The 22,082-nt window shown below is 53.2% G+C and carries 18 protein-coding genes; 10 read left to right on the top strand and 8 right to left on the bottom strand.

Features of this window, described 5'->3' with window-relative positions; translation table 11 throughout:
• The first annotated feature begins 275 nt into the window (after positions 1–275).
• Positions 276–713, top strand: coding sequence for a carph-isopro domain-containing protein (locus HV675_RS28815; protein ID WP_175114864.1), 438 nt, complete (start codon positions 276–278; stop codon positions 711–713).
• A 262-nt stretch (positions 714–975) separates the two neighbouring features.
• Here HV675_RS28815 and yidC read toward each other — a convergent pair whose 3' ends face one another.
• The 4 genes from yidC to rpmH all read right to left on the bottom strand — a co-directional run bounded on the left by yidC (position 976) and on the right by rpmH (position 3,731).
• Positions 976–2,649 (bottom strand): membrane protein insertase YidC, encoded by a 1,674-nt coding sequence (yidC, locus tag HV675_RS28820; protein ID WP_175114865.1) that lies wholly within the window; start codon positions 2,647–2,649, stop codon positions 976–978.
• A gap of 30 nt (positions 2,650–2,679) precedes the next feature.
• On the bottom strand, positions 2,680–2,910 hold the full coding sequence (yidD, locus tag HV675_RS28825) for a membrane protein insertion efficiency factor YidD (RefSeq protein WP_175114866.1): 231 nt from the start codon (positions 2,908–2,910) through the stop codon (positions 2,680–2,682).
• Between the two features lie 112 nt (positions 2,911–3,022).
• Positions 3,023–3,517, bottom strand: a complete 495-nt coding sequence (rnpA, locus tag HV675_RS28830) for a ribonuclease P protein component (RefSeq protein ID WP_175114880.1) — start codon at positions 3,515–3,517, stop codon at positions 3,023–3,025.
• Between the two features lie 79 nt (positions 3,518–3,596).
• The gene (gene rpmH / locus HV675_RS28835; protein ID WP_004198824.1) at positions 3,597–3,731 is read right to left on the bottom strand and encodes a 50S ribosomal protein L34; all 135 of its coding nucleotides are present in this window, start codon (positions 3,729–3,731) and stop codon (positions 3,597–3,599) included.
• A gap of 453 nt (positions 3,732–4,184) precedes the next feature.
• Here rpmH and dnaA point away from each other — a divergent pair, with 453 nt between their 5' ends.
• The 9 genes from dnaA to HV675_RS28880 all read left to right on the top strand — a co-directional run bounded on the left by dnaA (position 4,185) and on the right by HV675_RS28880 (position 16,033).
• Positions 4,185–5,792 carry a chromosomal replication initiator protein DnaA gene (gene dnaA / locus HV675_RS28840; RefSeq protein ID WP_217478288.1) on the top strand — a complete coding sequence of 536 codons (1,608 nt, stop codon included), beginning with the start codon at positions 4,185–4,187 and terminating at the stop codon, positions 5,790–5,792.
• Positions 5,793–6,145: 353 nt separating this feature from the next.
• On the top strand, positions 6,146–7,249 hold the full coding sequence (gene dnaN / locus HV675_RS28845) for a DNA polymerase III subunit beta (RefSeq protein WP_175114868.1): 1,104 nt from the start codon (positions 6,146–6,148) through the stop codon (positions 7,247–7,249).
• A 113-nt stretch (positions 7,250–7,362) separates the two neighbouring features.
• Positions 7,363–9,834, top strand: coding sequence for a DNA topoisomerase (ATP-hydrolyzing) subunit B (gene gyrB, locus HV675_RS28850; protein ID WP_175114869.1), 2,472 nt, complete (start codon positions 7,363–7,365; stop codon positions 9,832–9,834).
• A gap of 446 nt (positions 9,835–10,280) precedes the next feature.
• Positions 10,281–10,877: a hypothetical protein gene (locus HV675_RS28855; RefSeq protein WP_175114870.1), complete on the top strand. Its 597-nt coding sequence runs from the start codon at positions 10,281–10,283 to the stop codon at positions 10,875–10,877.
• 18 nt (positions 10,878–10,895) lie between these two features.
• Positions 10,896–12,032, top strand: a complete 1,137-nt coding sequence (locus HV675_RS28860) for a DGQHR domain-containing protein (protein WP_175114871.1) — start codon at positions 10,896–10,898, stop codon at positions 12,030–12,032.
• Between the two features lie 55 nt (positions 12,033–12,087).
• A complete protein-coding gene (locus HV675_RS28865; RefSeq protein WP_175114872.1) occupies positions 12,088–13,098 on the top strand; it encodes a ParB/Srx family N-terminal domain-containing protein in 1,011 nt (336 codons plus the stop codon).
• Between the two features lie 29 nt (positions 13,099–13,127).
• Positions 13,128–13,508 (top strand): hypothetical protein, encoded by a 381-nt coding sequence (locus HV675_RS28870; RefSeq protein WP_175114873.1) that lies wholly within the window; start codon positions 13,128–13,130, stop codon positions 13,506–13,508.
• Positions 13,509–13,527: 19 nt separating this feature from the next.
• The gene (locus tag HV675_RS28875) at positions 13,528–15,030 is read left to right on the top strand and encodes a DEAD/DEAH box helicase (protein WP_175114874.1); all 1,503 of its coding nucleotides are present in this window, start codon (positions 13,528–13,530) and stop codon (positions 15,028–15,030) included.
• A complete protein-coding gene (locus HV675_RS28880) occupies positions 15,020–16,033 on the top strand; it encodes a ParB N-terminal domain-containing protein (RefSeq protein ID WP_175114875.1) in 1,014 nt (337 codons plus the stop codon). Before HV675_RS28875 ends, HV675_RS28880 begins: the two co-directional genes overlap by 11 nt.
• 137 nt (positions 16,034–16,170) lie before the next feature.
• Here the strand turns inward: HV675_RS28880 and HV675_RS28885 are convergent, their stop codons facing one another.
• The 4 genes from HV675_RS28885 to HV675_RS28900 all read right to left on the bottom strand — a co-directional run bounded on the left by HV675_RS28885 (position 16,171) and on the right by HV675_RS28900 (position 21,273).
• Complete coding sequence (locus HV675_RS28885; RefSeq protein ID WP_175114876.1) at positions 16,171–17,736, bottom strand: ATP-binding protein; 1,566 nt, start codon at positions 17,734–17,736, stop codon at positions 16,171–16,173.
• A 9-nt stretch (positions 17,737–17,745) separates the two neighbouring features.
• The gene (locus HV675_RS28890) at positions 17,746–19,326 is read right to left on the bottom strand and encodes a radical SAM protein (protein ID WP_175114877.1); all 1,581 of its coding nucleotides are present in this window, start codon (positions 19,324–19,326) and stop codon (positions 17,746–17,748) included.
• On the bottom strand, positions 19,298–20,359 hold the full coding sequence (locus HV675_RS28895; RefSeq protein ID WP_175114878.1) for a DGQHR domain-containing protein: 1,062 nt from the start codon (positions 20,357–20,359) through the stop codon (positions 19,298–19,300). The genes HV675_RS28890 and HV675_RS28895 overlap by 29 nt, the downstream gene beginning before the upstream one ends.
• A 386-nt stretch (positions 20,360–20,745) precedes the next feature.
• Positions 20,746–21,273: a hypothetical protein gene (locus HV675_RS28900; RefSeq protein WP_175114879.1), complete on the bottom strand. Its 528-nt coding sequence runs from the start codon at positions 21,271–21,273 to the stop codon at positions 20,746–20,748.
• Between the last annotated feature and the right edge of the window lie 809 nt (positions 21,274–22,082).

A 22,082-nucleotide genomic window follows, 5' to 3' on the forward strand; every position in this document is an offset into this window, starting at 1 on the left:
GGGATGGCGTGCTTTCAGGGCGGCGTCCAGTCCTGGTTATCGCGCCGCACATGCAGACTTATCTTAATTGAGATAAGGTAAACAACAGAGAAATTAAGAATGCTCCGATGTTGATCTCATGCGAAATTGACGTAGCCACGAGGTTTTGAGACGAATCGAAGATCTATAAGGCGTCGTCTGACCCGCGTCCTAACTGAGTTACCTCTATCTCGAATGGGCTAAATCTAGCCTATCTGGTTGGCTACGACTTGAGAATCGAATTGCACAATCTCGGCATGCCTACCACTGACGAAAAACGGGCCTTTGCCGATCGCCTGAAGCTCGCGTTAAGACGCGTTCCGGAGAAGCCGGACGGTCCAACCGAGCTCGCGCGTTTTTTCAATTTGCGCTATCAAGGCGAGCCGGTGTCCACGCAGACCGTGGACAAATGGCTGAAGGGCCGCACCATTCCAAAACACGACAAGCTCGAAACGCTGGCGAAAGCGCTCGGCGTCGACTTGCACTGGCTGCACTACGGTCCTTCGCCGAAGGTCCCGGCGACGAAGAAGAAAACCAAGGCGCCGCCGCCACCGCCTCCGCCACCGGAAGAGAAGTATCCGGTTTCACCCGAGTCAATCGAATTGGCGAACAAGATCGAAGCGTTGGCGCCGCACCATCGTTACCTCGTGCAGGAGCTGGTTGCGCAATTTTACGGTGAGGTCGAAGAGGACTGATGCGTGAGCATCGCGAGCGTTCATGCTGGTGGGTGCGAGTGTCGGGGGCTTCGAGGTTCTTCGGCGTGACTGATGCGCCCGTTAAACGACAAAGCCCCGGCTAGAACCGGGGCTTTGTCAGCAGTCTGAGGCCGTCCTGAAGGGCGGCTTTTTTATTGCCTGAGCGGTTTTACTGCGATCCCGACGAACGGCGCCAGCTTCAGCTCCGTTCCTCGTTCAAGCCCGCGTCAGACCATCAAGCGCGTAACCGTGTCAGTCAGCCTCAAGCAGGCTTCTTCTTTCCCACACCCATCATCCGCGTGATGTAGTACTGCTGCGCGATCGACAGCACGTTGTTCACCACGTAGTACAGCACGAGACCCGCCGGGAAGAAGAAGAACATCACCGAGAACGCGATCGGCATGAACATCATCATCTTGGCCTGAACCGGGTCCGGCGGCGTCGGGTTCAGCTTCGTCTGAATGAACATCGAGACGGCCATCAGCACCGGCAGGATGTAGAACGGATCCTGTTGCGACAGATCGTGAATCCACAGCACCCACGGCGCGCCGCGCATTTCCACCGACGACAGCAGCACCCAGTACAGCGAGATAAACACCGGAATCTGAATCACGACCGGCAGACAGCCGCCGAACGGATTCACCTTCTCGGTCTTGTAGAGCTCCATCAGCGCCTGGTTCATCTTCTGCGGATCGCCCTTGAAGCGTTCGCGCAGCGCCTGCATACGCGGCGTGATTTCCTTCATGCGCGCCATCGACTTGTAGCTGGCCGCGGACAGCGGGAAGAACACCGCCTTGATCAGCAGCGTGAGCAGCACGATCGCCCAGCCCCAGTTGCCCACATAGCTGTGGATCTTCTCGAGCAGCCAGAACAGCGGCTTCGCGATGATCGTCACCCAGCCGTAGTCCTTCACGAGTTCGAGGCCCGGCGCGATGCCTTCGAGCATGCGCTCTTCTTCCGGACCGGCGAACAGGCGCGCGGACACGTCATACGACTGGCCCGGCTGAATAGTCGGCAACTGCTGCGTGACGCCGACGCGATACAACTGCGGGTCGATCTTGTTGATGTAGATATTGCGCTTCACGCCCTGCTGCGGAATCCACGCGGACGCGAAGTAATGCTGGACCATCGCGATCCAGCCGTTGTCGGCGGAAGTCGCGTAGTCGTCCTTGTTCTTGTCGACGTCGCTAAACGACAGCTTCTGGAAGTGATGCTCCGACGTGAACACTGCCGGCCCGATGAACGTATGCGAGAAGCGCGGCGTTTCGACCGGCTCGCTGTCGCGCACGAGTTCCATATACGCGGTCGGCGCGACCGCCGTGGCGCCGACGTTCTCGACCTTCGTATCGACGTTGATCACATAACTGCCACGCGTGAACGTGTACGTCTTGATGACCTTCACCCCGCCTTTCGGCGGCGACTCGAGGCTGATCTTCAGCGTGTTCGCATTGCCCGCGAGGTCGTGCACCTGGTTCGGCACCGGCGTGAAGACGTCGTTATGGTTCGGGAAATCGCCACCAAAGAGGCCCGTGCGCGCGAGATACGTGTGGTCCTTCGTGTGATCGAACAGCGTGATCACGAGATCCGGTTGCTTACCATCACCTTGCTTGACGAGCGTCAGCTTCGACAGCGTGCCGCCGCGCGTATCGATCTCGCCGCGATAGACATCGGTGCTGAACGGCACCAGCGCGGCCTTCTGCTCGGTGGGCGCCGGCGTGGTTCCGGGCGCGCCGCCGGCGTTAGCCGCGGTCTGCGGCAGATCCGCGGGCTGCGTGCCGGGCGTCGTCGTGCCGGACGCCGCGGTGGTTTCGGTGCGCGTCGGCGTGGCGCTCGGGAAGAACATCGACGGGTGCCCATGGGAGCGCTGCCAGTTGTCGAATAGCATGACAACCGATACGAAGAAGATGACCCATAGGACCGTGCGTTTGATATCCATGCGTTGTCTCAGTGTCGAGGCGAGAGCGCCTCAGCGCTTTTCAGAATGGGGTGGCGGGACAAGATCGACGCCGCCGGCCGAAAACGGATGGCAGCGGCACAGACGCCTGACGGCGAGGTATGTTCCATGCGCGGCGCCATGATACTGGATTGCTTCGCGCGCGTAATCAGAACAGGAAGGATAAAACCGGCACCGGTTGCCGAGCAGCGGACTCAAGGCAACTTTGTAAAACCGCAGTAAAGCGAACAGTACCGTTTGCATGGCTAGAGCGGCCGAACCGCGCCGCGCATGTGGAAAAGCCGGCTGTTGCCAGCTCGTCGCGCCCGCCCGATAGCAGCATCGCGCAGGCGCTCGACAACGGAAGCCGAAGGCTTCATGGCGCTGCAGGCGGCGCGACAGCGCCGGCCGCGGTGACCGCGGGCGCCGCGGCTTCCCGCCGCGCGATCTCGCGCATCACCTTGTCCAGCAGCGAGTCGATCTCACCGCGACACAACGCCTTCAACGGCACCGACGCACCACTGGGGAAAGCTTTCTTGTCGATCTTCGTGTGCAGCCTGATCAACACGTCCCACCCGCCGAAATCCGCGCGACGCACCCGGAACGCTTCGCGCGCGAGCCGGCGGATCATATTCCGCGTGGCGGCGCGCGGCGCATACTTCTTGCCGATCACGAGGCCGAGCCGCGCGTCGTTCCCGGTCGGCCGCGCATAGACGACGAAATGCGCGGTACGCCGCCACGGGCGCAAACGAAAAACGGATGAGAACTCATCCGTTTTGAGCAGCCGGGCGGCTTTGGGAAAGGCGGCTTGCGCTTGCGGCAAGCGGGCGGTGAGACCCGATTGCTGCGCCACAGCTGCCGCTCCCGCCACATCGCGGGGATCAGCCACAGCGCGGGGCACTCCAGATGAAGTTGCGCAAAGACCGCTGATGACGACGACCGCGCCTGCCTTAGATGGCGAGGCGCTTACGGCCCTTCGCGCGGCGAGCGTTGATGACCTTGCGGCCGCCGGCGGTCTTCATGCGCACGCGGAAGCCATGGGTGCGCTTGCGACGGGTAACGGAAGGCTGGTAAGTACGTTTCATGTTGCTCTCACTTTCTTGTGTGAAATGTCCACTTCGGACCGCTCAGAACCGCTCGCGGACTGTGCGGCGCGTTGGAACAAGGCGCTTGGCGACCCGGTGCGGCCTTGACGCTTTACATCGACCGGGTGGCGCGAGAAATTGGTTTCTGCGGAACCCGCTATTTAAACCGGTTTTCTTTTGGTCGTCAATAGCTTAGGCGCACGTCCGGCGGGTCAAATATGACGAGCGCAGTTGATCGCGCCCTGTGGATAACTCAACTTTCCGGGTCGATTTGGGTTTAGAATCTCGCCTTACATCCCAAGAATCCTGCCTGCCGCTGCGCTGCGCTTTCAGCCGCAAACCCTTGTGGCGCAAGCGTGTGGGGCTGTTTCGTCCGGCTGCTTCGGGCCCCGTCGCGTGTTGAGTGACAGAGCAGCGGCGAATGCGCGGTGCAACCATAACGACAGCGACCTGATGAACGAATTCTGGCAACACTGTTCCGCATTGCTGGAGCGTGAATTGACGCCCCAGCAGTACGTGACGTGGATCAAACCGTTGGCCCCGGTCGCCTTCGACGCCGACGCGAACACGTTGAGCATCGCGGCACCGAACCGGTTCAAGCTCGACTGGGTCAAGAGCCAGTTTTCCGGTCGCATCACGGACCTCGCACGCGACTTCTGGCATACCGCGGTCGACGTGCAGTTCGTTCTCGATCCCAAAGCATCGATGCGCAGCGCGCCGCAGCAGGCGCAAGCCCAGGCGCGTCCGTCGCCGCTGAACGGCGGCGTGGCAGCGGTGGGCGCGGCGGTGAGCGCCGTGCAGGCGGCTCAGGCCGCGCGCGTGGGCGCCGGTATGGGCATGGCGTCGGCAGGCGCCGCAAACGCTTCCGCCCATCACGCGGCCCACGGCCACGCTTCTTCGCAGCAAACCGCCACCGACGACTCCGCCGACCTCGACCTCCCCAGTCTCGACGCGAACGAAGCGGCCGCCGGCCGCCGCACCTGGCGCCCCGCGCAGAGCGGCGCGGCAAACGGCAACGGCGAGACCGACTCGATGTACGAGCGTTCGAAGCTGAACCCGGTGCTGACCTTCGACAATTTCGTCACCGGCAAGGCGAACCAGCTCGCGCGCGCCGCGGCCATTCAGGTCGCGGACAACCCGGGCGTGTCGTACAACCCGCTGTTCCTGTACGGCGGCGTGGGCCTCGGCAAGACGCACCTGATCCACGCAATCGGCAACCAGCTGCTGATGGACAAAGCCGGCGCGCGCATCCGCTACATCCATGCGGAACAGTACGTGTCGGACGTCGTGAAGGCGTACCAGCGCAAAGCATTCGACGACTTCAAGCGCTACTACCACTCGCTCGACCTGCTGCTGATCGACGATATCCAGTTCTTCTCGGGCAAGTCGCGCACGCAGGAAGAGTTCTTCTACGCGTTCGAGGCGCTGGTCGCGAACAAGGCGCAGGTGATCATCACCAGCGACACGTATCCGAAGGAAATCTCCGGCATCGACGACCGCCTGATCTCGCGCTTCGACTCGGGCCTGACGGTCGCGATCGAACCGCCCGAGCTCGAAATGCGCGTCGCGATTCTGATGCGCAAGGCGCAATCGGAAGGCGTGAGCCTGAGCGAAGACGTCGCGTTCTTCGTCGCGAAGCATCTGCGCTCGAACGTGCGCGAACTCGAAGGCGCGCTGCGCAAGATTCTCGCGTACTCGAAATTCCACGGCCGCGAAATCTCGATCGAACTGACGAAAGAAGCGCTCAAAGATTTGCTGACGGTTCAGAACCGGCAGATTTCTGTCGAAAACATTCAGAAGACGGTCGCGGACTTCTACAGCATCAAGGTCGCGGACATGTATTCGAAGAAGCGGCCCGCGAACATCGCGCGCCCGCGGCAGATCGCGATGTACCTCGCGAAGGAATTGACGCAAAAGAGCCTGCCGGAAATCGGCGAACTCTTCGGCGGCCGCGACCATACGACCGTGCTGCACGCGGTACGCAAGATCGCGGACGAACGGGGCAAGGACGCGCAGCTGAATCACGAGCTGCACGTGCTCGAGCAGACGCTGAAAGGCTGACGCATCGACGCTGCGATGGAGCTCGCGCGAAGCGCGTTGGAGCCTGGTAAGGCGGTGTCGGCTGAACGGCAAAAACGATCTGTTTATTTCGCCGCGCGCCCTCATTTTAGGGAAGCACTACCTTTTTCAGGCACAATATAGGTTTAACCGTTCAGCGAGTCGGCCTAAAGGTGAACCCGAAGGGTGAAGGCTAGGGTCGAGGGGCAGGGCGGGGTAAGACGAATGACGCCGGACGGCGCGCTGGGCAGGCGCCGGCGGGGGGCCGGGGCCAGCAAGCGTCAATCAGCGCATCAAAGCAGAAATTGAAGCGTTCAGACGATGCGAGCAGGCCGACACATCAACGAAGGAACTCTATGCAACTGGTCAAGACCGAACGAGATAACCTCCTCAGGCCGCTGCAAACCGTGAGTGGCATTGTTGAACGCCGCCATACGTTGCCGATCCTCGCCAATTTGCTGATTACCAAGAACGGCCCCGACGTGTCGTTCCTATCAACGGACCTCGAGCTTCAGATCACGACGCATGGCGACTTTGGCGTCGGTGGCGAATCGGTCGCGACGACGGTAGCAGCAAGAAAACTCCTCGACATCCTGCGCGCGATGCCCGACGGACAAGTCACGCTGACGCTCAACGACAAGCGTCTGACGGTGCAGTCCGGCAAGAGCCGCTTCGCGCTGCAAACCCTGGCCGCGGACGAGTTTCCGACGGTGTCGCAAGCGAAGGACTTCGGCGCGAACCTGTCGGTACCGCAGAAGACGTTCCGCCAGCTGCTCGGCATGGTGTACTTCGCGATGGCGCAGCAGGACATCCGCTACTACCTGAACGGCATGCTGCTGGTGGTGGACGGCAACCAGCTGATGGCGGTTGCGACGGACGGCCACCGCCTCGCGTTTTCGTCGATGAAGATCGAGGGTTCGTTTGCGCGCCAGGAAGTGATCATCCCGCGTAAGACGATTCTCGAGCTGCAACGCCTGCTCGAAGACATCGACGATGGTGTGAACATCGACATCGCGCCGACGCAAGTGAAGTTCAGCTTCGGCCAGGTGGAACTCGTGTCGAAGCTGGTGGAAGGCAAATTCCCGGATTTCCAGCGCGTCATTCCGAAGTCGCACAAGAATTCGTTTGTGATCGGGCGTGAAGAATTGCAGCGCTCGCTGCAACGCGCGGCTATTTTGACGTCGGACAAGTTCAAGGGCGTGCGCTGCATTATCGAGCCGGGCCAGCTGAAGATTATGTCGACGAATGCGGACCAGGAAGAAGCGCAGGAAGAACTGGAGATCGCGTATCAGGGCGACGCCGTGGATATTGGCTTTAACGTCACGTATCTGCTGGATGTGTTGGCGAACCTGAAGGTGGACATGTTGCAGGTGAGCCTGGGCGACGCGAGCTCGAGTGCGTTGATTACGATACCCGAGAACGACGAGTTCAAATACGTGGTGATGCCTATGCGCATTTAACGCGACCGACAATAAGAACAGACCAAGGGGCGCATCGCCCCTTTGGCGTTTTTATGGTGTTTTGAAAATACCCCTTGCAGTATCCAAGCAGTCAGCAGAACCGGAAGGAACCTATGAGTGAACTGAACCATACCCAACCCGATAACAGCTACGGCGCCTCGTCGATTCAGATCCTGGAGGGTCTGGAGGCGGTGCGCAAGCGACCGGGTATGTACATCGGCGACACGTCAGACGGGACCGGTCTGCACCACCTCGTATTCGAGGTTTTGGACAATTCGATCGACGAAGCGTTGGCCGGACATTGCGACGATATTCAGGTGATCATTCACGCGGATAACTCGGTTTCCGTGACGGATAACGGCCGCGGTATTCCGACGGGCCTGAAGATGGACGACAAGCACGACCCGAAGCGCAGCGCGGCGGAAATCGTGATGACCGAGCTGCACGCCGGCGGCAAGTTCGACCAGAACAGCTACAAGGTGTCGGGCGGCTTGCACGGCGTGGGCGTGTCGTGCGTGAACGGGCTTTCGTCGTGGCTGCGTTTGACGGTGCGCCGCGATGGGAAGAAGCACTTCATGGAGTTTCATCGTGGGGTGCCGCAGAACCGTGTGGTCGAGGAAGCGAACGGTGAGCGGGTGTCGCCGATTCCGGTGGTGGGCGATACGGAGAACCGCGGTACCGAAGTGCACTTCATGGCCGATGAGACGATTTTCGGCAATGTCGAGTACCACTACGACATTCTGGCCAAGCGTATTCGTGAGTTGTCGTTTCTGAATAACGGCGTGCGGATTCGGTTGACGGATCTGCGCTCGGGTAAGGAAGACGATTTCGCGTTCGGCGGTGGCGTGAAGGGCTTTGTTGAGTACATCAACAAGACCAAGAGCGTGCTGCATCCGACGATTTTTCATATCGTCGGCGAGAAGGATGGTGTGGGTGTTGAGGTGGCTATGCAGTGGAACGATAGCTACAACGAGAATGTGCTTTGCTTCACGAATAACATTCCGCAGCGGGATGGTGGCACGCATATGACCGGATTGCGTGCGGCGATGACGCGCGTGATTAATAAGTACATCGCGGATCAGGAGATTGCCAAGAAGGCTAAGGTTGAAACCTCCGGCGATGATATGCGTGAGGGGCTTTCTTGCGTGCTTTCTGTGAAGGTGCCGGAGCCTAAGTTTAGTTCGCAGACTAAGGACAAACTCGTTTCTTCTGAGGTGCGGGCGCCGGTTGAGGAAGTGGTTGCTAAGGCGCTTGAAGAGTTTTTGCTTGAGACGCCTCTCGACGCGAAGATTATTTGCGGGAAGATTGTTGATGCGGCTCGGGCGCGGGATGCTGCGCGGAAGGCGCGGGAGATGACGCGGCGGAAGGGTGTGCTTGATGGTGTGGGGCTGCCTGGGAAGCTGGCGGATTGCCAGGAGAAGGATCCGGCTAAGTCTGAAATCTACATCGTTGAGGGTGACTCGGCGGGTGGGTCGGCGAAGCAAGGGCGTGATCGCAAGTTCCAGGCGATTCTGCCGCTGCGTGGGAAGGTGCTTAATGTTGAGAAGGCGCGGTATGACAAGCTGCTTTCCTCCGAGCAGATCGTTACGCTGATTACTGCGCTTGGGTGCGGTATCGGGAAGGAAGATTACAACCTCGATAAGCTGCGGTATCACCGCATCATCATCATGACTGACGCCGACGTCGACGGCGCACACATCCGGACGCTGCTGTTGACGTTCTTCTATCGGCAGATGCCGGAGATGATTGAGCGTGGGTATATTTATATCGCGCAGCCGCCGCTTTATAAGGTTAAGGCTGGGAAGGATGAGCGCTATCTTAAAGATGCTGCGGAACTTAACGCACATATGCTTCGGCTTGCGTTGAATGGGTCGGAGTTGATTGCGTCGGAAGGGGCTACGCCGATTGCTGGTGATGCGCTTGGGGAACTGGCTCGGTCGTATTTGCTTGCGCAAGCGGTGGTTGAGCGGCTCAGCAGGTTGTATGACGCGAATGCGCTTGAGGCCGTGATGGACGGGGTCACGATTGATCTTTCTAGTGAAGCTTCCACGGAAGCGTCGGCTAAGTCACTTGAAGCTAAGCTGCGCGACGATGCGCTTAAGCCCGAAGTCAGCGTGTATCCGATGTACGACCCGGTGCGCGAACTGCGTTCTCTGCGCGTTGAGCGGCGTCATCACGGTAACGTTAAGGTTTCGGTTATTGACGAAGAGTTTCAGTTGACGGCTGATTATCAACAGCTTGTCAATACCGCGAACACGTTCAAGGGCCTGATTGGGGTTGGTGCCGTCATCAAGCGCGGTGAGCGCAGCATGGCCGTTAGCGACTTTAAGAGCGCGATGAAGTGGTTGATCGCTGATGCTGAACGCAATGTTTCGAAGCAGCGGTATAAGGGTTTGGGCGAAATGAATCCCGGACAGCTTTGGGAAACGACCATGGATCCGAATGTTCGCCGGTTGCTGCGAGTTCAGATTGAAGATGCGATTGCGGCGGATGGCATTTTCACGACCCTTATGGGTGATGAGGTTGAACCACGCCGAGCATTCATTGAGTCGAATGCGCTACGGGCTGGAAATATAGACGTCTAAATTTTGACCAAAGAGCGACTTGCGCCCGGTAGAGAATGCGCTAAGCCGTAAGAGCAATAACAACTAAATCTTGAGCAGGGACCCGCGTCGTCTCTTAAGCAACGTTCTTCCCTGCATTCCGACTTACGTCACACGCAACCCAATCTGCACGCCTCGCTGGACAGGAACAGCGAGGCGTTCTCCATACGGTCGGCGCTAAGCGCGCACGTAGTTGCGCGGCGCCCCGTCGCCGCTGTACGAAACAAATACTCGACCGTTACTTCAAGCGCTTCGATATTCGCCGCCCGGCGCGAAGACATCGAAGCCGTTCGACTCTCACCGCCAGCCACCAAACTTCCTTCGAACGATGTTTGCGTGTCGCTCAAATAATCCTATAATCGGCTGCCGAAAAGGAAATTTGAACCAACGTATTTGGTGTGATCGTGAACGGGGAAACGGGGATCTAAATGATTAATTGGGCAAAAAATATGCTCAGCGTATTTCGCATTGTGGGCGAAGTACCTAGCTATTTCGTATTTTTTCTGCTTATCAACGTAGCTTTCGGTGGCATGGGACTTTGGCTTCCTCCTATACTCGCTGCTAATGATTTGCAGGCATCTCCGACCGTCGAATTCATCAAAGTCATCCGACAAGGAAACGGTTATCTGTTTGCACTTCCATTGCTTGCTGCCGCATCGATGTACTTATTCCGCGAATATCGGGAATCCAAGAATTCGGAGTTCAAGGATATCAAGCTCACCACCTTCATCATAACGCTCGTGCTGATGATGGTTATGGGCGTTACGTTAGGTCCATGCGTAACATCCCAGTTTGATGTGTCCAATTCTATCCAACCGGCTCAAATCCGTCCGCCGATGAGTGGCTTCGGCATGGTCATCGAAATAATCTTGACGCTGGCCAGCTTACTTCTCGCGATCTTTTTGTTTTGCTTAGAGTTGATAGATGACTACCAGCAATATGGTAAAGGTCTCAAAGACAGAGCCCGAAAGAAACTTGAAGAGCAGATGGACGCGGCCGCAAACACGACGGCACTAAAATTATAGAGCGCAGGGGAAACCAACATGACACGTACAGCAGAGTTGACCTTGCGTGATGCAGATGACACGCTAAATGTTCGTTATCTTGAAGTAAATCAGCCAATAGGAACTTTTTACTTAGCCAAGCTTCCGGCGCAGGTGCTGCTTGACAATGTCGATGTGCTTCGGCGCGGAATGTCGGAAGAGCAGCGCCTTAACGTACAGCGGGATCTCAGCCCCAGTCGCCAGAAGGAAATAGCTGCCTACGTTTCAGATCCTGACGCCACGTTCCCAACGTCGATCATTATTTCGGTCTATGACGACGTAGTTGAATTAGATCGGAAAAGTGAGCTAATGAAGTTTCAACGTGGTCAGAAAATTGGCAAAATTCTCGATGGACAACATCGCGTTGAAGGTCTGAAGCTCGCTCAAGCTCAGGATCTGGAGGACGTCGTCCGAGAATTCGAGTTACCTGTCGTTTTTATGCTTGGATTGGAGCCGGGGGATGAGGCTTACATATTTTCAACGATCAACAGCAAACAGTCGCGCGTATCTTCGTCACTGATCTATGATTTATTTGATCTACGAAAGACCCGTAGTCCACGTAAGACATGTCACGAGATTGCTCAGACATTGAATTCACGACCAGGCCCATTCTTCCGCGGAATAAAGATGCTTGGCTCAAAGCTCTATGAAACAGAGTACCTTTCCCAAGGTACGTTTGCAAAGGAACTCTTGCCTCTTATAACCAAAAATCCGGACGAATACGAACGTCAGGAAAAGAGAGACATTCCAGTAAGCCCCGATATTAGTTGTCCATTTAATGGATACTATAATGAGGGAAACGATGGAGTGATCGCAAAAGTACTGGAAAACTATTTCGGTGCGATTGCTGAGATATTTCCTGAAGAATGGACAGAAGCTCCTGACAAATTCGTTATTCGAAAGTCAGTGGGGTACACAGCACTGATGCGCGTGCTTAAGCTCGTGTGGGAGCGCGAGATAGTGATTACGAACGACGCATCCAGGAATGCGTTTCTAGTCGTCGCTCGCCAGTTGAAAGCAAACATAGGGAATGTACCGCTAACCTCGGAGAGTTTCGGATCCAGTGGCGGCGGCGCCGTGAGGCTTGCGGAAGCGCTCATGAGCAAATTCACCCCAGCGGCGGGCGCGGCGACATAGAGCCTTGTTGGCGTTGTCGTTAAATCAATTTCGATCATTCGTGCGGGAAACTGATATGACTACCTTTAGGTACGAGTTACTTCAAACTAAAAGTCTTGAGCTTGACACGACAAACCCAAGAATTCGAAAATGGATCGAGATGTATGGCGAGCACCCAACGCCTGAGCAAATCCATCTTGCTTTGGGCGTAGGCACGAGTGATACCGAGGCGAGCGCCACGACCTTTACCAGCTTGCGCGAATCAATCAAGACGAATCGCGGGATCATAAATCCGATCATCGTTAACCGGCATGCCGACGGTCGGCAAGTGGTGGTTGAAGGAAACACCCGAGTCGCCATCTACCGGAGCTTCATCGAGGACAGCATACCTGGTCCATGGGATGCGATTCCAGCCCTTGTCCACGAGGATCTTGAGCAGCTTGAGATAGACGCAATTCGACTTCAGGCCCATCTCGTAGGTCCGAGACCGTGGGATCCTTACTCAAAGGCGAAATACCTACACCATCTGCGTAACGTTGAGAACGTGCCATTTAATCAACTTGTCGATCTCTGTGGAGGCAGGCGCAAAGAGCTTCAAGACTACATTGATGCATACGCCGACATGGAACGGCACTATCGCAAAGTGATTCACGAGGATGGTGCGTTCGACGCGACCCGATTTAGCGCATTTGTTGAGCTTCAAAAGCCTGCGGTAAAGCAGGCAATTCTAAAGGCAGGTTATACGCTCGACGACTTCGCCAAGTGGGTTGACCAGCGGTTGATCGATCCCCTCAACACGGTTCGGCTCCTTCCCCGAATACTTCCAAATATCCAAGCTCGCAAGGTATTTCTTGAGGACGGAGCGAAAGAGGCCGCGAAATTGTTTGATGTGCCCGCATCCGCATCAACCCAAGCGCTTTCCCTAGAAGAATTATCTCGTGCGTTAGCGCAGAAGATCAATCAAATGTCATGGAAGGATCTCGAAAGATTAAAAGAGAACCCGGCACATCCAATCGCCGAAAATCTCTTCGAGCTCAAGGAGACCGTTGACGATATTTGTCAGAAAATTCGCGACGAGGGGGCATAGATTTGTCGCGATCTGATGGACATTCAAATTTGATTCAAGCCATAATTGAATGGATTGAGAGCTCTACTGATTATCCAAACACAATGGCAATTTTAGTGGATCGCCCGTTTGCAAGAGATCGTAGTCCGCCAAATATAAATGGAAGTATACCCGATGTATTTGCTTCAAATGGTATGCAAAATTTTGCACTGATTGGTGAGGCGAAAACAGCATTAGATATCGAGACTACGCATAGTCGAACGCAGTTAGCAGCATATCTCACATATTTGTCAAAATTCGAAACTTCTTTATTGATATTGGCTGTTCCTTGGTACTGTACCAACCAGATGCGCTCCCTCGTGCGCGTAATTCAACGAAAGACGGGCACGGAGCGCGTGAAGATTCATGTGTTGGAACGACTAACCGGGTAGGTGAAAAAGGAAATCCGACTTGGCACTTATTTTAAATAAGGCCTCGAAGCTTCAGGCAAAGCGAGAGGCATTCGAGTATCAAGCGGAAGCCGTTGAGGCGGTACGCGATCTACCTTACGCCGCGATTTTTCACGAGCAAGGCCTTGGAAAAACAAAGATCGCAATCGATCTGATCCTGCTTTGGCTGCAGAGGGACGTTGTTGATACGGTATTACTTGTAACAAAAAAGACGCTCGTTGAGAACTGGAGGCGCGAGCTTGCGCAGCACTCGTTCCTAACTCCACGTATATTATCTGCGGATAGAGGGCAAAATTTTTTTACATTAAATAGTCCGGCTCGGATAATCCTGACACACTTTGAAGGCGTTGGACTCGAATTTAAGCGACTTAAATTGTTTCAGAAAACTCGACGCGTAGCTGCTGTGTTGGATGAGTCTGCGAAAATAAAAAATCCTAACACCGCTTTAAGTAAAATATTTTTTGAACTGGCTCCCGGCTTTGTGCGTCGTTTGATACTAACGGGGACTCCGGTAGCAAACCGACCGCATGATATATGGGCGCAAATTTATTTCCTCGACCAAGGCAAAAGTTTAGGAAAATCGTTCGCTGACTTCGAGGCAAACGTCAATTTATCCAATAAATTGGCTAGTGACGAATTACGGCGAGACAGGTTTGAAGAGGAATTAGCAGGTGTTTGGGGGCGAATATCGCAATTCTCAGTAAGAGAAACAAAGGACGGCGGACGCATTCAGTTGCCGAAAAAGATAGTTGAGCGTGTCCATTGCGGGTGGGAGGTACGACAAAGAAAAATGTATCTAGACGTACGAGACGAGACACGTGTTTCTGTCATTCAAGAGGGAGCATTTACGATTGATGAGTCACCTGCGATTCTTAAGAGACTGCTACGCCTGGTACAAGTTGCCGCCAATCCCTTATTAATAGACGAATCATATAAACAAAATCCTGGAAAATGGGAAAATTTGCAGGAATTGGTAGAGAATATCGTCGCCGTTAACGAAAAAGCGATTATTTGGACCACGTTTACAGAAAATGTCGAATGGCTCGCTAAAAAGTTGTCCGAGTATGGTGCCGCTATCATTCACGGTAAACTATCAATAGCCCAACGAAACCGAAATATCGATCGATTTCTCGAAAATGGAGATTGTAAGGTATTGGTTGCGACACCGGGAGCTGCCAAAGAAGGACTCACATTGACCGTCGCTAACCATGTCATATTTTATGATCGCGGTTTCAGTCTCGACGATTATCTTCAGGCACAAGATCGCATCCATCGTGTGTCGCAGACTAGAACATGTTACGTCTATAATTTAATCATGGAAGATTCGGTGGATGAATGGGTTGATGCTCTATTGGAGGCAAAACGCTCGGCCGCACAACTCGCACAAGGTGATATTTCAAAAGAAACTTTCCAAACGAGAATGTCATATTCATTCGGCGAGGTATTAAAGCATATTTTGGCAACTCAAGAATTAGGCCAGGTGGAGGGTAACAATGAATATTAATACCACAACCGCGCAGAGCGTCGCTGATGAGGTGCTAATTCGCGGTAAAAGTATACCGGTGGTTTATAAAGAGGTTCCACAGCACGAGTTACGCTTTTATTTGGAAAATCCAAGATTATATTCACTTGTGTGGGTTAACGGAAATGCACCTACTGAAGAAGAGATTGAGCAGCAGCTATTGGCAATGGATCATGTTAAACAACTCATACAGGCAATTAGAATAAATGGTGGCCTCATCGATCCTGTAATCGTCCGCGGCGGGGACATGGTCGTGTTGGAGGGAAATAGCCGGCTAGCTGCCTATAGAAGTCTGGCATCCAAAGATCCTGTTAAATGGGGGCGAATAAAAGCCAGGATTTTGCCCGCTGACATCAGTGAAAGTGATGTATTTGCTTTATTGGGTGAATATCACATACATGGTAAAACAAATTGGCTTCCATTTGAGCAGGCGGGTTACCTATATCGGCGCCACAAAAATCAAGGTGTTCAGATCCCAGATTTGGCAAAAGAGATTAATTTGCCGAGAAGTCAGATTACGCATCTAATTGCCGTTCGCGATTTTATGCTGAAACACGAACAGCATGAACAGACGCGATGGAGTTATTTTGAGGAGTATCTTAAGGGAAGAAAGATTGCCGCGGCTAGAGAGGAATATCCCGAAATGGATGCGCTGATTATCGGAAAGATAGATTCCGGAGAAATTCCGACTGCGATGGCACTGCGAGATGGTCTAAAAAAAATAAGTCAAGCCGGTGGTAAAATTTTAGGTAAATTCATCGACGGTAAATTGGATTTCGAACAGGCGGTTGAAGCAGCTGATCAGAAAGGTGTGTCGGATATAAATTTGCAAAAGCTGGTTCGATTTCGAAACTGGATGTACGAACAAGATACTGTAGATGATATTACTGAACATGCCAGTCGCCGTTCTCAGTTTCGATACGAGTTCGAACAAATTCAAAAGCAATGCGCAAAAATTATCAAAAAATTGAGTGATCTCGACTAAGCAAATTTGCGTGGGCGATCTACGGTGTAAGCACGCAAATGGGTAAGGCTTGTAGCTAAAGCAAGGTAAGGAGCGGCACAGAAACATTATGACGAGTGAGATGCGCCGAAACGTCGACCTCACTCGTTGCAAACACCTTAGGGTGTATCGAGAGCCTTCAACACCTGTAGCGATAATTCAACGCCGCTGCTCGGCGTTTTAGTATTGGACAAAATCGTTTTAAGTACCATCGAAATTGGATGTTCCAACTCGGTGTTTAAAAACACGTTGGATTTTCTCCCTTTGCTTTGTGACGGCAATTCCTTGATTAATTTACTAAATTGCTCGATGCGAGCCGTCGCGGCCAAAAATTCACTTGAGTCGTTTGGTAATTTGGACGTCTCTTTCACAACTTTTTCTAACCTTTCGAAGGAAAGCTCTTGGATAGCTTTTAAGATAATTTTCGGCATTGCTTTTGAATGCGCCGAATTTAGCCAAACATCCACAGAGCCGAAATGTTGCTGCACTGATCGAAGCTGATTGCGTTGTGCCGAGCGCTCTCGAATGCGCTGGGTGATGTGTTTCGCATGGAATGCAAGCTCACTTTGCAAGTGGCTATAAGCGGCGGTCGGCTCGAAGTCATCGCGGCGGCCGTTCGGTATGATCCTTGATGAAAGGACGTGAATATCACCAATTGCCCATCCTGTGAATCGTGACTCAGGGAATAGAGAGGCAAGAATCATTTCATCGCCAACTTGGACATTTCCAACGCGTAGGCGTATGCCCCCGAGACCTAAGCGCTTTGGGATGGATCCCGAGTATGAATGGTCAGCGATCCATCCGATTGCACATATCTCGCCGTCATCACCGGGCAGCTCCAAAAAGTCGACGCTGCGAATCGTGTCCGACACGGTGTCGGAGAATTGAATGGAGTCCGACGCACGGTGAAAAATTGGGCCGCGACCATCGTTCAGGACCACACTGATCGGTGCGCGGATCCCGCGCCGACGAAGTTCAACGTCTATCTCTTCCGCCAACGAAAACTTCGGGCCAAATGGTACGGGTGCAACTTGGGATACGTAGTTCCGGACGGCGTCCTCGTTGAGCAAGATGTCATTTCGGGTGCGGGTAACCTTCCGGAGTTCAACTTCAAAAAAGCGAGTAGGGTAGCCTTCACCCGAAATCCGATTCTTAGTCACAATATCCTTGACCAAGGTCGCAAGATCACCGGCATAGTCGGGATCACGCATCTTTTCCTTAAGCATTCTGCCGTTCCAGCGAATCTCAAAGACTTTGCTTTCTCCATCGACGCGTCCGCGAAATATTAATTCCTGGCAGTATCCAAGCCCCGACAATCGACCAACTCCCCGAAAGCCGCGCATCTTCCTTCCGCGCTTTTGGCTCGCGCCAATCGTTACTAGCCGATGCACAAAATCCGAAGCAGGTATGCTTTTGCCGTTATCTCTAATCGTGACCGTCCGTTCAGTGTGGTCAAAATTGATAACCACACCGGCCTCCTCAGTAAAATCAAGCCCGATGTCCCGCGCTTCGTCGATAGAATCCGCAGCATTTTGGATATATTCGCGATAGATAACTAGCGGATCGGTATACATCGATCCGGCAAGTAACTCCAAAATGTCTTTGCCAACTGTGACAGTTTCGCTAATCGGTTTCGGGAGCGTCGTCAGCGAGCTCACGCTAACGGGTGTAAATACGGCCGACATAAGTATTCCTTATACGTTCTCAGTAAGACCAGCATCTTCCACGCGTTCATCCTCAGGTATGGAGATCTTTTCCGCTGCTGTCTTGATATTCTTCATCTTGTCCCAAATATCGCGCTCCACTTCGTCGGATAAAGGAACGTAATAACTAAGAATGCGGTTAACTGCCGAGCTCTCGGCTTTTCCAATTAATCCTGTATAGGTGCTTGGCACCGAGCTCGACAATAATGCAACGAGTTCCCTGCGATCCGAATCTTTCAGCCTCTGAAATTGATGCTGGTAATCTTCGAATTCCCCACGTCCACCGTGATACTGGTACCAATGTCGATTAAAAAGAAAATGCTGCGGACGCAAAAGAAGATTCTCGTAGTCATCAGGAGAATCGCCGAAAGCTTCTTTAAAAAAGTCGGGGGAACCACTGACGATCCCATGTGTGGCCTGAAGAATAATCTGCATCGATCTCAAAAAATACTTATTCCAATGATCACCAACGTGCGTACGATCTTTTTGATCTGTTGGTTGAAAGCGCATAGGAAATGAAAAAATACGAATCCCTAGCTCTTCATTGAGATCAATATTGAGGCGCATCCGCTGATACAAATCCGTCGGCGTATCATGAAAATTGTAAAGCATATAATTCGATAAATCGTGCAAGCCGACATCATGGGCCATTCGAATAGATGTCTCGTACGGTTTGCGTACACCAATGTGATCAAACGCGATACGTAGCGGTTTAATGCATATCGTACTCATTTCTTGCAAATACATTTTATCCTTGCAAAGAATACGAGCATCCACTCCTTGATTGAAGTCCACGCGGCGCTGTACTGGAACACGTCCGGGGCGCGCCAACTTGGCCCCTGGCACAAATCCGAGATCTCTAATTTCAGCGATGATACTTCGATAATTTGCGGACGCCACCACGTTGTTATCCATGAGCATCAAATCGCGCTTTGGGCCGTACCGCTCGTCGATTGCCTTGACGACATCGGTGATGGGCCGTGCGTCGCGTTGACCACCCTCGAGTTTCGGTACACCACAAAAGTGGCACTTCCGTACGCATCCACGCGAGGCATACGTAAAATACGCGTCGTTTACCGGATACACGTACTGGTCCTTAATTTGATCAAGGATCGAATAGTCCGGTACAAGATCTTCGATCGGGGTACCGTCGACGTCCTCCGAGTACAGCTCCTCCTCAAAATCGTCGAGATGCAATGCCTTGGCAGGAGCGTCGCTTAACAAGCCCTTTATAAATCGAATGCCTCTCCAACGGGGCTCCATTACAAACTGATCGTGCATCAGGGAGGCAGCTATGCCCCCAACAAAAACCTTCGTCGCATTGCCGTTCGCTACCTCGAGAGCAAAGTCGATCGATTTAGAAATCTCGCGCCACTCAAAAGAAAACAAACTGGTCACATAGATTCGATCCCAATTCGTCCGAAGCACAGATTTTTCCTGCTCACCTTTGATGAATTTCACGTTATCGCGCTTGCCATATGGCCCATGATAGGCCGCGATCTTCATGAGGCCGATTGGTGGATACTTATTTCGATAACCCGGTTCAATCAACAGGATGCGTTTGTTTGCCATGGCTTGTAATGCTTGAAATTAACTGTTCTCTCGTGTGGCGCACTAAATCGAGTGCGGCGTCCGCCCCTTTTACTCCACCGTATCCCTTCAATGGACCTTCGTTGGACCAATCGATTTTATGCATAAAATCCGATAGTTTTCCAATGAAATAGTCAAGGTCGCATTTTTGTCCGGACTGCGCTGCTTCTCTGACTAGGTCACCACCGACACTCATGAGGCAATAAACACCAATGCCCTTTGTTATCAAATGCTTGCGAGAGTTCTCCCAAGCCTCTGGAACGACATAGGTGATTGCTTTCCAAAAATTCAGCAGCAGATCGCTAACTATCCCATGGCTTGTAGCGTTACCTAGACTCGACTCGTGAAGAAAGCGCCTCACTCCCTGTTGCATGGTCCGCAACGAAGCAACTCGTTTCATTCCCACTGTGACTTCGCCGCCAAGGTCCAGCTTCTTATACCACACCGATGACGGACGTTCATTTAATTGCATGGCGTAGTATAATTCCGGTTTGGCAGTAGATAATAAATCACCGGACAACCTGGCCTCGGTCGAGTCTAATAAGCTGCTATTTAAACCTTTTGCCTTACCATTAATATCTCGGAAGATTTCCATCTCTTCTTCTACCGACAAACCGATAAAAACCATAAAGGCGAACTGAATATCACTATTTGCAAGATATCCGAGTCGATGCTGACAATCCACTTGGGACATAATAGCTAGGTCCGTAGGTGCGATCCGCAATGCGGCTAAACCGTTTGAGGTGGACCGGTCGATTGACCAGACGTCGGAAAATTCAGGCCGGAGATTGAAGGTGAGCGGGATCGTACTGGCGCCTGGTCGTTGGATGTACTTCTTGAACTCAAGGCTGTGCTGACGATTGAACCGGCGTTGGTAGCCGGTCCCCGCAGCTTCATCGAACGTGTCGGCGAAGCTAAGTTTGGCGAGGATAGAGGCGGTCGCGAAGCCGGTGAAGACGTCGCGTCCGCCACATTTCCCCAGAAGCCCGGGAACAAGGACCGCTGCATTTTTCATGTGCGAAATTTGCAGTCAAATGCTGCAAAATGGTCAATGGTTTGCGAGTGCAAAGTTTGATCAAGGTGTCGTTTCATGTCAAGTGCAACAATCACGTATGAGGCGAGTTGGCGACATGCAGCGTAAAAATGCAATTTTCGATCTGGATGCCATCGCGCGCGATCTTTGCTGCCATGTTCGGCCGGCGAGCGCTGCGACCACCCTGAGTACGGCCAACTTGCTGATTGGCGCGATGATCGTCCCACGTGTAAAGGCATTGGATCGTGCGTCCAATGCGGCCGCTTAGCGGTATTTCGGGGTTCGTGGTTACTTACTGCGGCACGAACTAGGCCAGGCTTGAACCTTATCGCGGCCACGGCGCTTATTTGGATACTTAGAGGCCACACTTACCAAAGTGTCTTGCGAAGTCGTGTGGAGTCGGTTGTCGATTCGCCCTGTTGCGCGTTAAACACCCCGATCACATGAATATTTCGCAAAAACTTGGTCTCCTTGTTATTGATCAGGTGGGCATTTTTATCAATCGCAGTTGCAATGATCCATCTTTCCAAAAAATCAAGCGCAGGAAGCCCGCCGTTTCCTGCCGGTCGCTTGCGAAATTTGCCTGTTGGTGTTCGCATCGGTAACAGGAATAGCACCGGGCTACCGGCTTCTTCAGCGAGTATCTTGTTATATTTTTCACGGTTTGCTGGGTTTAATGCTTCATTGACGATAGACGATTTGCACGCTTGTCCTACATACCAAGGAGTGAATCCTTTTCCTGCTCGCTTGGCAAACACGTAGCACCCGCAAGCGAGCGATAAGCCTGTCTCACGGTCCTCCGCGGCCTTTTTAATATCGACAAGAGATTCGTTCGTTATGATTTTCTTTTTCGTATGCCTACTTAGTGTGAATGGTCCAAAAACATCAAATTGCATAATCGCCGCCGCGAAAAGTTATTGATTTGAAGGTGGCGTAAACTTCGCCGCTAAGTCCGTCACGGTCATGTTTTGGTTTGACAATTCTATCCTGACCTCGCACGTGTTTGACGAAATCCATCGCCGACGTAATCGGGGACTTGCCCTCGCTGATTGGCGGCTCCGTCTTCTCGAACGTCGTCGACTGAAGTAGTTCGATGTCGACCACAAACGAAAGGCATTGTAAAAGCCCACGCCTGTAGAAGAATTCATCCGTCGCCACGCGTCGCTTGGCAAAGTGCCGGCCGTGTCCCGAACTACGTCCGATGAACCCTTCGGCATTCAGGTGGTGCTAGGTGACGTCTATATATCCGGAGGTGGCGCCCGGCGCCGACTCTTCCCAATCATCTTCCTAGAACCACTGTGAACGTCGGGATACAACCTACCCTTACCCGACGCGACGGTGAGCGATGCTGCCGATCTCGAGCTTTCTTCCGCAGTGGGGTTTCCACGGCAAATCAATGGCTGCTCACATGGAACAAACAATATCCTCAAATGTTATAAAGTTTCATGGAATTGCTGGAGCATGAGAGTGTCGTCATTTCGGCGAGTGAAGATGGGCTGTGGACACCGCCTTTCATCAGCATGACTGGTTGACGGCTCTGTCCGTCGAAGCTCTAAGGTCAAGACGATGTAAGTTATTAGAAGTTAATTGAAGGTGAATCGCCCCGGGAATCGTGGAGGCTGGTTGGTTTAAGTTAATGCGGGTTCGGCGACCGGTGTTTCAAGTTGCCGATAGTAGTTTGCCTCAGCTTCTGCGGGCGGGATGT

The organism is Paraburkholderia solisilvae, from assembly GCF_902859875.1.
Lineage (GTDB): Bacteria > Pseudomonadota > Gammaproteobacteria > Burkholderiales > Burkholderiaceae > Paraburkholderia > Paraburkholderia solisilvae.

Excerpts from the sequence above, each read along its gene's own strand:
- rpmH (WP_004198824.1), bottom strand. The coding sequence starts at position 3,731 with ATGAAACGTACTTACCAGCCTTCCGTTACCCGTCGCAAGCGCACCCAT.
- yidC (WP_175114865.1), bottom strand. The coding sequence starts at position 2,649 with ATGGATATCAAACGCACGGTCCTATGGGTCATCTTCTTCGTATCGGTT.
- HV675_RS28855 (WP_175114870.1), top strand. The coding sequence starts at position 10,281 with ATGATTAATTGGGCAAAAAATATGCTCAGCGTATTTCGCATTGTGGGC.
- HV675_RS28885 (WP_175114876.1), bottom strand. The coding sequence starts at position 17,736 with ATGTCGGCCGTATTTACACCCGTTAGCGTGAGCTCGCTGACGACGCTC.
- yidD (WP_175114866.1), bottom strand. The coding sequence starts at position 2,910 with ATGCAAACGGTACTGTTCGCTTTACTGCGGTTTTACAAAGTTGCCTTG.
- HV675_RS28895 (WP_175114878.1), bottom strand. The coding sequence starts at position 20,359 with ATGAAAAATGCAGCGGTCCTTGTTCCCGGGCTTCTGGGGAAATGTGGC.
- dnaA (WP_217478288.1), top strand. The coding sequence starts at position 4,185 with ATGAACGAATTCTGGCAACACTGTTCCGCATTGCTGGAGCGTGAATTG.
- HV675_RS28860 (WP_175114871.1), top strand. The coding sequence starts at position 10,896 with ATGACACGTACAGCAGAGTTGACCTTGCGTGATGCAGATGACACGCTA.
- HV675_RS28880 (WP_175114875.1), top strand. The coding sequence starts at position 15,020 with ATGAATATTAATACCACAACCGCGCAGAGCGTCGCTGATGAGGTGCTA.
- HV675_RS28890 (WP_175114877.1), bottom strand. The coding sequence starts at position 19,326 with ATGGCAAACAAACGCATCCTGTTGATTGAACCGGGTTATCGAAATAAG.
- HV675_RS28865 (WP_175114872.1), top strand. The coding sequence starts at position 12,088 with ATGACTACCTTTAGGTACGAGTTACTTCAAACTAAAAGTCTTGAGCTT.
- HV675_RS28900 (WP_175114879.1), bottom strand. The coding sequence starts at position 21,273 with ATGCAATTTGATGTTTTTGGACCATTCACACTAAGTAGGCATACGAAA.
- HV675_RS28815 (WP_175114864.1), top strand. The coding sequence starts at position 276 with ATGCCTACCACTGACGAAAAACGGGCCTTTGCCGATCGCCTGAAGCTC.
- dnaN (WP_175114868.1), top strand. The coding sequence starts at position 6,146 with ATGCAACTGGTCAAGACCGAACGAGATAACCTCCTCAGGCCGCTGCAA.
- gyrB (WP_175114869.1), top strand. The coding sequence starts at position 7,363 with ATGAGTGAACTGAACCATACCCAACCCGATAACAGCTACGGCGCCTCG.